Source organism: Vibrio sp. GJ43-1, from assembly GCF_055808835.1.
This window is the reverse complement of record NZ_CM147885.1, coordinates 933,324-945,123: the sequence shown is the minus strand read 5'-3', so window position 1 is coordinate 945,123 and position 11,800 is coordinate 933,324. Positions and strand designations below refer to the sequence as shown.

Sequence of the window (11,800 nt, the reverse complement as noted above, 5' to 3'; positions counted from 1 at the left end):
CTTGAAATACTGGAGTACTACCCATAAAAAAAGCGCCCTTAGATGGGCGCTTTAAGCAATGATTAACGCATTGTTAACATCGATGGTCGCTTATAGGTAAAAACGAGTACCGATGATGAATTGGTGATCTTGCTGTTTCTTGTACTTGCCTTCACCTTGGTTGTCGTAGTTGTAACCCGTGTAGGCACGTAGACGAGGTGAGATAGTGTATTCAGCTTGAACAGATGTGCCAGATTTAACGTTTAGACCTAGCTCGTCATCTTTCATCACTTCATGCTTAAGAATCAGGTTTAGACCCATGTCTAGACCGTATGCAAGAATTGAATCGAACGCTTTAGTATCTTTAAGTAGAGCGTTGTTATATGAGTTCATGTACTCGTTAGACGCGTAAGTCGCAGCTACGTAAAGACCTGCACCGAAGTTACCGTATTTACCAGAAACCAGGTGAGATTCAGCAGTGCGAGCAATGCCACGCTCTGTTAGGTTACCAGAGTTGAATGCGTAGTTTGCGTTAAAGCCTTCAATTGAGTAACCAGCAGCGATTTGTGCACGGTTTTGTGAGTGCAGCACTACATTTTTTGATGTAGAAACAACATTTCCTGAAACAGTCGATACAGTTTCCGTTACTTGGTTAGCACCCTGCCAACCCGCGCCAAGCGTCAATGCACCAGCGGTATCAAAATCGATAGTGTTTGAGTAAGCAACCATCTTCTCAGCACGAGCTGTACCGAAGAAACCGTGGTTGTCGTATAAGAAGTCATTTGACCAACCGATTGGCGTATCAACAACACCTGCCGCCATGTAGTAAGGCGACCACTGTGTACCAGCAGCTAGGCGGCCGTAAGTCTCGTGACCAAGACCGATGTAGCCTAGACGAGTCTTGAACGTGTTTTCAGCACCTTCAAGCATGTTCATTTGCCATTCTGCTTTGAAGTCAGCCTTGAAGCCGTTACCAAGGTCTTGGATTACTTCAATGTTTAGACGTGGAGATTTCTCTTCTACACGTGCGTCTTGACCCTTGTGCGCGCCAGTTAAACCAACAGTTACGTGACCGCCGATGTTCATCTGCGTGCCTTCTTTGTTGTAAACTTCTAGTGCGTTTGCTTGAGTACCGATTGCAGCAGCAGTTACTGCAAGTGCTAATAGTGTTTTGTTCATTACGATTTCCATATTGACGGCTTGTTATCGAGCTATATCGCCCGATAGGTGTTTAAAGTGTTTCTTTAACGAGAGAAGCTGGCAGGCCGCTCGGTGTTAAAGACGCTAAAAACGTGAACTTGAAATATGGAATTACTTTAAATTGAGAGTTCCCGAATGTGTCGTGAAACAAACTGAAATTTTAGAGATCCGAAACCAAGGAATTTACCCATTTAAAAACAATAGGTTACACATAAAGATTTATAAACAGTGAGAACCTTATACTTATTCGTAGGTTTTCTTTTATTTTTCCCATCAGTCCTGTGAATCACTCGCCAGCGCTACCATTTACCACACAAACGCAAGACATAAAAAAGCCGCTCACAGGGAGCGGCTTTCATCAAACTGTTGGAGCTAAATGGTCATTTTTTCCTTATAGGAAGAAACGAACACCTGCCATCCATACGTTGTCACGTGCGTTTTCTTCTTTGAATTTGCCTGTACCTTCTAGGTCAAATTCGTAGCCTGCGTATGCACGCATGCGAGATGTTACGTCGTACTCAGCTTGAATTGCTGTAGTTGAGTAGATAGTTTCGCCATTATAACCTTGACCACCTGTATCACCGTCATATTTAACAGATTCGTAGTTGATCGATAGGTTTAAGCTGTTAGATAGACCGTAAGCAAGAATCGCTTCGTATGCTTTAGTGTCATCTAATTGGTAGCCTTCGTAGCTATTCATGTATTGGTTCATTGCGTAAACACCAGCTACATAAATGCCTTTACCGTAAGTACCATACTTAGCAGAAACTAGGTGAGACGTTGCTTTATCATCAACAGATGCTGCTGCTGATGTGATATCACCACCAGTGTACGCGTAGTTAACACCAAAGCCAGCAACATCATAGCCAAGAGCGACTTGTGCACGTTGACCGAAGTTATACTTAGCAGTGTCTGCATTGTTGTATGTATTTTGAACGTCAGTCGCACCTTGCCAGCCTAGACCAAAGTTCAATGCGCCAGCATTAGCGAAATCGAATGCGTTAGAGTAAGCAACCATAGATTCAGCACGGCCAGTACCTAGCGCGCCGTGGTTGTCGTATAGGAAGTCATTCGCGAAAGCGATTGGAAGATCCGCAACGCCACCAGCATTGTAGTAAGGTGCCCATTGAGTACCTACTGCAACACGACCCATCTCTTCATGGCTTACGCCGATGTAACCAAGACGAGTAGTGAAAGAGTTGTCGCCGCCGTTAAGCATGTTAAGCGCCCACTCACCTTTAGCATCAGCAGTAAAGCCGTTGCCTAGGTCTTGAGTTGCTTCAAAGTTGATACGCGGAGAAACAGAGTTTACGCCAGCTGCTTCTGATTCAGCGTCCATAACGCCTACAGAAACGTGACCGCCTACTGCGAAAGTAGAACCGTCTTTGTTATAAAGCTCAACTGCTTGTGCAGATGTACCGAATGCTGCAGCTGCCACTGCTAGTGCGATAAATTTTTTGTTCATTGGGATTTCCATATTTCAAGTTTTGTGCGCCAAACATCTACATAATGAATGACATAACGTACATGAAGCTGTTACGTACACAGACATAACACCTATGCATGTAACCCACTTAATGTAACGCTGGATTAACATGACGGAAATCACTCTAACCCTAAAGTTCCCAAAGCTTTCATAAAAAGACGTAAAAGATTAAAAACAGTGTTTTCTATTTTTATTAATCACTAAAAAACAATGGCTTATGGTAAATATAAAAAACATAAAACAACCTAAATAAGCCTGAATTTCACTCTCTTTTATTCTAATTGAGCTTTTATAGCGCATTACTTGACACTCTCCCACCTTTTTATTGCTGTTTTCTTGTGCGTAGTTTCAATTATTTAACGCTCTTCCCTGTCCTTTAACCTAGTGCGAAAGCACCACTCAAACCTCGTTATATAGGTGTAAAATTCCCCATACCCGTTCAATGATCGACTGGCGTATGTGGCTCTGTATTCTCCCCAAACATGAAATTGGTTATAAAAATGCCAATGAAGCACGTTATATATGCGCCATAGATCACAAAATTAGCACAAAAAGTGAACTTACCCCTTGCAGATAAGGAAAGTTCCCAATGCCGTTCTATTCTTCCTTTAGTTACTGATGTGTATGCAGGCATTGGTAAATAGCAATGGCGACATTGCAGTGGTGATACAAATTAAAGGAATATAATTATGAAAATGGCAGCCATCGCAGCAGCGATTACAACAACACTCGTCTCTGGTTCAGCATTAGCGGCAGAGGTTTATAATTCGGATGGGACGTCACTTAGTATTGGTGGACGTGCAGAGTTCCGTGGCGATTTCCAAGGTCAAGCTTCTGGTAGCGAACTCGATGGGACGATGGATAACAAATCTCGTGTTCGTATTAACGTAGGTGGTGAATCACAAATAACGGATAGTTTAAGTGGTATAGCTTTTTACGAAGCCGAACAGACTGTCGCAAACGGCGATGGCGGAACAACTAACGGCCAAAATGCTCAAAACAGCGAATTTACACAACGCTATATGTATGCTGGTCTTTCCGCAAATGGCAACGACGTAACATTTGGTAAGCAAGATGCTGCGACCGTTCAAATTTCCCAAATGTCGGATACAGTAACAACACATAGTGGCATTCAAAAAACCTTTATACAGGCAGGTGATGAGCAAATAAACAATGCGATTAATTACTCGGGTTACTTCATGGACGCTCTGTCTGTGAAAGCCAGTTTACTTGCTTCTAACAAATCAAACGAAGACGGTTGGGCGTTATCTGGTATATACACCCTACCGTTTGGCTTAGGTTTAGGTCTAGGCTATGCGGCTAATGAAAACCCAGGTGTTAAACAAGATTCCAACCAATTCCTTGGTGGTCTTAACTATCGTTGGGAAGGCCTATACGTAGCCGCAACTTACACTCAAGGTGAAGGCTCTAAAAAAGTTGTGGGCAATAACGATTTTGATAGTGTTGAATTTGTTGCTCAGTATCGATTTGAAAACAATTTCGAAGCAGTTCTTGGCTACCAAAAAGGACAAATTGACCCTGAAGGTAGTGCAAAGTTCAACGTCAGTGATTACTACGAATTAACCGAGTATTTACTACTTCAACAAATCGATACGCACTTATGTAACTTATAAAATAAACAACTTAAAGGCGGAAGATGGTCAAACAAGTAATACAAATGGTGACCCGCAAGATGCGGACAACTCTCTGCGTTTAGGTTTACGTTACGACTTCTAACCAGATATAAACCACTCATCCAAAGGGCGATTTTTCGCCCTTTTTTCATCCAATGATTCAATCACCCGTACTCATTCCCTCTCACACTCAATGAAACCAAACTGCAATATTCCCTACATTTCACTGTAACAACCAAACCCTAACCTACCTGCATTCCAAAAAGACATGTGTCTACAGAGACTTAATAGGGTAAGTAAAATGAAAAAAGCAGTTTTGGCAAGTGCAGTACTGGCAGTGATGGCCTCTGGTTCAACCCTCGCAGCAGAAGTGTACAATTCTGAAGGTACGTCGCTGAAAATCGGTGGCCGTGCTGAATTTCGTGGCGATTTCATTGGCAACAGCGGCAAAGAAATCGAAGGCACGATGGCAAACAAATCTCGTTTTCGTATCAATGTAGGTGGGGAAACGCAGATCACTGATAACCTAACTGGCTTTGGTTTCTATGAAGCTGAACAAGGAGTCGCATCAACTGGTGATAAAACGGCGGAGACCGATTTAAAACAACGTTATATGTACGCAGGTATCGGCACTCAATTTGGTGACATCTCTTTTGGTAAGCAAGATACGGCTGGCGTACAAATTTCACAAATGTCAGATGCAGGCCAAATCTGGACTGGCGGACAAAAAGCGTTCATCAACGCTGGTAACGAGCAAATCAACAATACTATTGCGTATGCCAACACCTTTGCCGACGCAGTTAATGTGAAGGCAAGTGCCATTTTAGGTTCAGAAAAAAACACTAATGGCTACGGACTATCGGGTATCTACGCAACACCGATTGGTTTAGATATCGGTCTTGGTTATGCCATGAATGACGTCAATAAAGATGAACTGCGTGGTTCAAATGCAACGGCTAACGGTTCGGCAAATCAAGTTATTGGTGGTCTAAGTTATGCCATTTCAGGTCTGACCGTTGGTGGTACTTATACCCAAGGTACCTACGACTTTGATACTTCTGCTGATTACGATTACCGTGGGGTAGAACTATCTGGTACTTATAAGTTTGACAATGGATTTCGTCTTATGGCCGCTTATGCCAAAGCTGAAATCGAAGGGAAAGGTGCTGGCGAAAACAAGTTCAGCAAAGATGATTTTATTGAGCTAACGGGTCAATATCACTTCAACAAGTCTCTACGTACCTACCTCTCTTACAAGATTGATAACCGTAATAAAGACGATTACGCATCCATTGATGCGTCTAAGATTACTTATGACATTGAGAACACGGTTCGTTTAGGTCTTCGCTACGATTTCTAATCGAATTCTGATATTAAAACAAAGTATGTAAATAGCATAAGCCGAGGTTACTTCCTCGGCTTCTTTCCGTTTGATCAGATAATTTCTGATTAACGAATACAGTCAGCCCTTCGTTTACTCATTCTATCGCCGTGCCAACGCGCTTAGCATGCTAATCATCCAGACTCCGCCGACAATTATTGGTTAGTTTCGAATTTCATAGTAATATCAGCCAACCAACACTAAGAACCCATACTATGAGTCAATCACATCACCCGCTTCAAGGCGCAGTTTGGATGCTATCCGCTGGCGCTGCTTTTGCGCTAGTCAATAATATTGCCCAAATTGTTAGCATTAATCACGGCATGTCGTCGACCATGATTGCCCTCATTCAATATGCGATTGCACTTATTGTTATTCTCCCTACTCTCCGCACAAGTGGACTATTTCGCTCGCTCCGCACCCAACATTTTGGCGCACACCTTTTCCGTATCCTACTTTCTGTCATAGGTATCCAATTATGGATGTGGGCGCTCGCTTACCCTGTGCCTATTTGGCAAGGGATTGCGTTGCTAATGACCTCCCCGCTCTTTGCGACATTAGGCTCAGGGCTAATCCTCAAAGAGCAAGTAGGATACGCCCGCTGGTTTGCCACAATATGCGGCTTTATTGGCGCACTGGTAATACTAGAGCCTTGGTCAGATTCTTTTAGTTGGGCGACGTTGCTTCCTGTTGGGGCCGCTTTTTTCTGGGCTTGTTATTCTTTGATGGTCAAAAAGCTATCTGCACATGATTCTCCGTCTACGATGGTGATCTATTTACTGCTGCTCATTACCCCATTTAATTTCATGTTAGCGCTGCCTACGTGGTCTCTGCCATCCACGGGGCTCATTTGGGTCTATCTTATTGGGGCTGGCGCGTTAACCGCATTCGCTCAATGGGCGATTGTAAAAGCATACTCCGTCGCCGACGCCTCATTCGTTCAACCTTTTGACCACGCAAAACTACCGATGAACGTGCTTGCTAGGTTGGCTAGTATTTAGTTGGGTTCCGCCTGGGCGCTTATGGATTGGCGCTGCTATTATTATTGCATCCATCGCGTTTATTACTCACTGGGAAACAAAATCTAAAAGTCAGTCCAAAAAATAATCACCCCCAGGTGAAATAAATCGGTGATGAGAGCGTTCTTATTCTTATATGGACAAGTGTTGTTCTTATATAAATACCGTTAAGAGGCAGATAACCATGGCAAAGCCAATCAAAGTCACACTGTATCGCTGGGCTGGGAGCTGGGGACCGTTCAAAGTCACCATTCCCTGTGGTGAGTGCACGCTAACCAAAGATATTCTTAAAGATACATTTTCTCACGAGTTAAATGGTGTGCCTGTAGAGCTGGAAGTAAAAGATTGGCTGTCTAACTGGTGGGAACCACTCAAAGTCGGCGCTTGGCACGCACCGATTATCATGGTTGAAGGTAAAGTTATTAGCCAAGGAGAAGCGTTAAACCGTGGCGTACTGGTGCAGTCCATTATACAAGAATGGACCAAGCAAGATGACCTAACAGGCTCTATTGTCTTCGGTAAAGAAACCTGCCCTTTCTGTGTCAGAGCCAAACAACTTCTCAATGAGGCTGGAATTGAATTCCAATACCATGATGTGGTTAAAGACAGTGCGGCGCTGTATCGAATGATTCCTGAAGTCAAAGCTCATATCGGAGAGAAAACCCCCGTTACCGTCCCGCAGATTTGGATGGACGGTGAGTACATCGGTGGCGCTGAGCAATTAGAACAATGGTTAGCAAAGCAGCCCATCACTTCTAGTACGAATAACATTCTTAAATTTAACGAAAAATCAGCATCTTAGCCTGTGTTACGCTAGGCGTAATTCGATGACAAGGCGCGTACACAATACCGGAAACCGGATATTAAAAAGCTCGCATTCTGCGAGCTTTCTCTTTTGTCACTTTTCTTATTTGCGTAGCTTTTTCATCATTCGCTTAAGAAACGACTTTTTCTTTGGCTGAGGTTTGCCATAAAGCATGTCATCAATCATTTTTTTGGCGGCAAGTTGGCTTACGTATGCGGCACCTAATTCATAACCCATGATTTTCTCTCGCTAATTTATCAGTAGTTTTCAATTCGCCGCGAATTCTATACATAATCACACAAAACACAAGACATAGATCACACTTTTAATGTAATCGTATTTTTTATCTTGCATGATACCCATTTTCGTTTGATTGATTTCCTTACACCTCGTTGCGTAAATTTGAGTGCACCTCCCCGGCGGCATATGCCAAACCTAGTAATCACGTCAATCAAACATTCTTGTTAAAACGATTAGAATCACAAAAACACATCCGATAAACTATTGAAATATAACGACTAAGGTTATTTTTTACTCCATTCCATTTTGGCATTTCGACCATTCCACACTTTCACATCATTGTTACCTATACTTTCTCACGTCGAATTTCTGTCATGGATATCAGAATAACCCTGCAACTATCACGCAGCGCCATAAGTGAAGGACCCAATTTGATTCTCTTTTTAAGCTCTCACTTTCAACAAGGTAATGCTAATGCTCCGCTCACAACCAAAAGACTGCCTCGTTATTGATAATTTTCCATTGGTAAGAGAGGCTATTTCACGCATCGTCTCTAGCATCGAGGATATCAACTTAGTCCATCAAATTTCTGACATTCAGGTCGCTTTAGATCTGGTTAAAGCAGGAAGTATTGATTTGATCGTACTTGACGTCAATTTAGCAGAAGCGGATGGATTTGAGTTTATGCGCCGCGCATTTGCTGCAGGGTATCGAGGTAAAGCGATCTTTATTTCGAGTTACGGCTACCCTATTTACTCTGAGACCGCCTATAAGCTGGGTGTCAATGGATACATCAGTAAATCTGAAGATCCTGCGCTTATCCGTGATGCAATTAGCGGCGTGATGCGCGGCTATAACCTCTTCAAAACGGATTATAAGGTCCGTAACAGAAAGATTGTCCTATCACAACGTGAAACCGTGGTATTCAACTATCTGAAAAAAGGCTACACCAACAAACAAATATCAGAGTTTTTATCTTTGAGTGCTAAGACCATTAGCACTTATAAGTCCCGTATCTTAGATAAATATGAAGCGAATTCGATCGTCGAATTAGTCAACTCTCACGATGTGGTCGAAAGCGAAATACGCTTAGCTAGTTAACCTTAGCTTCACTCGTACCGTTGCAACATGTAAATGAACAACCGATAGCGATGCAACACGCCCCCTATAGTGCAAGGATGCACTATAGTAGCTATGCGTTCACTTCTACTGTACCTATGATTCTTTATACATAGCTTCTCTATACGTTTGCTTCTCTATGCGTATAGTTCTCTATGCATTTACTTACCAATGCATTTGTCTTTCTAGCATCGCGGCTCCACTAGCTCGATGTAACTAGTACCTTCTTGATAATCTGATGCAGCATCATATGCAGCGGGCTTTGTCTATTGCTTTGTTTCATGCAAGCAACTAAAGGCGTATGAGGCTGCATGTTTTCTGGGAAGGGAATAAATCGGAATTCTGAGCCAGACACCAGATGTTTCGCCAATAACGCCGAATAGTTGTGTGACCTTAGTATTTGATAAGTCGCTGTCAGGTTATCCAGTTTTAGCTGATAGTCTAGATTGAAATTATTCTGTGTCATGAGCTTAATCAACCGTTGGTGAATATCATTCCAACCTCTAACCTCAAAAAAGATACTCGGATGCTCAAACACATCCAACCAAGTTTGAATACTGCTTTGTCGTCCAACCAAGGCACCCATTTCAATATGGAATAAATTTGTTTGATAAATGGACTTAGGGCAATCTTCGTTAAATATCTGCACCCCTAAATGGACTTTGCCGCTACTTAAGTCTTGATAGGTGCTATCTCTCCACGTACTCAGCTCAATCATCGCTTTTGGAAAAGCCTGTCGAATTTCTCGATACAAGGGTTCACCAAGATGCTCTAGTGACACATTATAGAGCGCCAGCCTTATCGGTTGATCGTAGTTTTCTGCATCAAACTCTTCACCATGCAATAGAGCTTGCTCTACCGACTTTAACCCCTGCTCGATGCCTGGAATGATTCTCTCCAAGTAATGAGTCGGCTCAAAGCCTTCTGTTGTACGTACAAAAAGGGGATCTTTTAATTGCTCTCTTAACTTAGACAAATGTTTACTGACGGCACTTTCGGTTTTACCCAAATGAGCAGCTACTATTGTTAAGCTTCGATATTGGTAGATCATAACCAACACTTTCAATAGGTTAAAATCATGTTCTTTGTGCAATTAACGTATCCTCTGATTGCTGTTTTTTGATGAGCCTGTTATTTAAACGAATCGGCTATTTAGACGAATTTCTCGTCCCAGCGCAACTCACGTGTTATGTGTATTTGTTCTCTTTCGCTAAATAAAGTCGTGCATCTGCTCGTTTCAATACATTTTGTAACGACTCGCCTTCTCTAAGCTTACTAACCCCAACGCTTATATTGAGCGTAAGTCCGTCCGCTCCAAATGGTTTAGATGACGCTTCAGATGAGAGCTGCTCTGCTAACTTTTCTGCTGCTGTTAAAGAGCAACCAGGTAAAATGACAATAAATTCATCACCGCCACTTCGAATAAGGTAATCACTCTCTCTAAAACACCGCCGCATACTTTCGGCGATGTGAATAATCGCTTCGTCACCAACATGATGACCATAATTATCGTTAATGGCTTTAATTTTATCGCCATCCACGGCTATGACTGCAATGCCCTTCTTTTCCATCGCGTACTTTATGGCGCTATCTTTTAATATGGATCGATTATATAGGCTGGTGAGCTCATCCTTGCGAATGGCTACTTCCGCTAGCGATAACTTCGTTCGTTTAATCTGGAGCTCTTCTAGTTTATTCAATACATAGATAAGTATGATGAGCAGCCCAACAAGAAGCCAACCATAATCGATGATAATCTTACTGTATGGTATTCGATACGTAACCAATAAATCATCATCAGCCCGGTAATCGGCAGAGTATGCATAAGTCGAAAATGGATAACGTAAATCTTCCACGATGACTTGCCGTCCTACCGCACTGAATTGGGATATGTATTCTTTATCAACCAAAAATGGAAATTTATCTAGGTAAACATCAACATTGAGATCGCCGACCATCACACCTTGAAAATAGACCGGACTTGATATTGTTATTATCGGCTGCTCGGTTACGCGATCAAGATAAATGTTGGACACGATGAGCCTGTCCTCTAAATCACGTTCACTGGCATACTTCGAACAAGTTAAAGAGGCAATACACTTTTTTCGAGAAAACACAGATTCGTAAGCCAACGAGTTTTGTTCAAACGAGTGCGTTGACATGATCTTCTTACCCTCGTATGAGCGGTAATAATAAAGGACTTGCTCTGCACTCACGATCTCAGGCATACGAACAAACAAATTTTTTGCTGTGATGCTCACAATACGTTCGTTTCTTGTTAGTTCGCTATGTTGGGCAGCGGCGTAGACTTTACCTTTTGTCAGATAGGGACCTATTAATTCGTCATTTTGCTTGGCTGCGATCTCTGCTTCAAATAGTGCACCAAGCAAATAGAGCGTCGACTGATAGTCCGATATTGATTTCGTTACTAGGTGAAATTTCGCGACTTCATTGTCGACAAGTTTATCCGCAGCTTTGTACAACACGATCAGATAAATGCCAAGAGACAGCAAAATCGCCTTCAAGACAATGGTCGTGTGGTTCTTTGTCAGTTTGCGCATAGTCATCCGATAATTAACTCAAATTCTAGCGAATGACCGACAATGGTCAAAAGCACTTAACTAAGTATTATCTCGATTTCAGTGAAGTCAAACAACTCAAACATCGCGAATAATGTCGAAAAAGAGGTGCTTAAGGGTAAAGAAAGGAAAAGCTCTGTAAACCGAGAGTCACCTAGCCGTGTGTGACTGTTTTTTTAATCATTGAATCTGCGTTCTGACGTTGTTTTAAAAGGTCTACAGAGCTTGATTACATTTTTGCACTTATTAATAGATTAATAAACTGCAGAAAATGACAGGTTGACATTCTGTTGTTTTTAATAAAACAAGCTGAGCGTTCTATCAGTTATGCTTATGTTTCACTCGCGATAACCTCTTA

General features: G+C 42.3%; 8 protein-coding genes and 2 pseudogenes. 5 read left to right on the top strand and 5 right to left on the bottom strand.

What is annotated here, in order from left to right; all coding sequences use genetic code 11:
• Positions 1-90 precede the first annotated feature (90 nt).
• Positions 91-1,158, bottom strand: a complete 1,068-nt coding sequence (locus AC0L66_RS21590; RefSeq protein ID WP_473569311.1) for a porin — start codon at positions 1,156-1,158, stop codon at positions 91-93.
• A 412-nt stretch (positions 1,159-1,570) separates the two neighbouring features.
• On the bottom strand, positions 1,571-2,644 hold the full coding sequence (locus tag AC0L66_RS21585; protein ID WP_473570863.1) for a porin: 1,074 nt from the start codon (positions 2,642-2,644) through the stop codon (positions 1,571-1,573).
• A gap of 710 nt (positions 2,645-3,354) precedes the next feature.
• Here AC0L66_RS21585 and AC0L66_RS21580 point away from each other — a divergent pair.
• From AC0L66_RS21580 to AC0L66_RS21565, 4 genes and pseudogenes are all read left to right on the top strand, one after another.
• Positions 3,355-4,402: pseudogene (locus tag AC0L66_RS21580) on the top strand (porin).
• 198 nt (positions 4,403-4,600) lie between these two features.
• The gene (locus tag AC0L66_RS21575; RefSeq protein WP_473570862.1) at positions 4,601-5,659 is read left to right on the top strand and encodes a porin; all 1,059 of its coding nucleotides are present in this window, start codon (positions 4,601-4,603) and stop codon (positions 5,657-5,659) included.
• Between the two features lie 236 nt (positions 5,660-5,895).
• A pseudogene (locus AC0L66_RS21570) lies at positions 5,896-6,787 on the top strand (DMT family transporter).
• Positions 6,788-6,883: 96 nt separating this feature from the next.
• Positions 6,884-7,501 (top strand): glutaredoxin family protein, encoded by a 618-nt coding sequence (locus tag AC0L66_RS21565; protein WP_265674132.1) that lies wholly within the window; start codon positions 6,884-6,886, stop codon positions 7,499-7,501.
• Between the two features lie 105 nt (positions 7,502-7,606).
• On the opposite strand, the gene AC0L66_RS21560 is transcribed toward AC0L66_RS21565, so the two are convergent.
• Positions 7,607-7,741, bottom strand: coding sequence for a hypothetical protein (locus AC0L66_RS21560; protein ID WP_265674133.1), 135 nt, complete (start codon positions 7,739-7,741; stop codon positions 7,607-7,609).
• Between the two features lie 477 nt (positions 7,742-8,218).
• Between AC0L66_RS21560 and AC0L66_RS21555 the strand changes: the two genes are divergently transcribed.
• A complete protein-coding gene (locus tag AC0L66_RS21555) occupies positions 8,219-8,845 on the top strand; it encodes a response regulator transcription factor (RefSeq protein ID WP_265674134.1) in 627 nt (208 codons plus the stop codon).
• 220 nt (positions 8,846-9,065) lie between these two features.
• On the opposite strand, the gene AC0L66_RS21550 is transcribed toward AC0L66_RS21555, so the two are convergent.
• Entirely contained in the window at positions 9,066-9,956 is an 891-nt protein-coding gene (locus AC0L66_RS21550; protein WP_473570860.1) for a LysR family transcriptional regulator, read from the bottom strand.
• 94 nt (positions 9,957-10,050) lie between these two features.
• Positions 10,051-11,424 carry a diguanylate cyclase gene (locus AC0L66_RS21545; protein WP_473570858.1) on the bottom strand — a complete coding sequence of 458 codons (1,374 nt, stop codon included), beginning with the start codon at positions 11,422-11,424 and terminating at the stop codon, positions 10,051-10,053.
• Positions 11,425-11,800: the final 376 nt, after the last annotated feature.